The sequence below is a fragment of the Pseudonocardia sp. EV170527-09 genome (assembly GCF_008369905.1).
Taxonomy (GTDB): domain Bacteria; phylum Actinomycetota; class Actinomycetes; order Mycobacteriales; family Pseudonocardiaceae; genus Pseudonocardia.
Window position 1 is genome coordinate 1 of record NZ_VRMC01000538.1, and the last position, 257, is coordinate 257.

A 257-nucleotide genomic window follows, 5' to 3' on the forward strand; every position below is an offset into this window, starting at 1 on the left:
CCGTAATGGCTCACCGCAACCCGTTATCCAACATTTGGGAAACCAACCGTTTAACTGGACCTAATTATCTTGATTGGCTAAGGAATTTAAAAATCGTTTTGAATTCCGAAAATATTACCTATGCACTTCAAAGTCCACTTCCCAATGCTCCTACTGAGGCTGCAACTCAGCAAGAGAAAGACGCTTATCAGAAGCGCATGGATGATGATCTTATGACGAGATGCTATATGATGGTGTCTCTAAGTCCTGAGCTTAAG

1 protein-coding gene is annotated in these 257 nt (G+C 42.0%); it reads left to right on the plus strand.

Translation table 11 applies throughout. The features are described 5' to 3' along the window. A partial coding sequence (locus FVA95_RS32430) for a hypothetical protein (protein ID WP_205016089.1) occupies positions 1–257 on the plus strand: 257 nt, incomplete at both ends.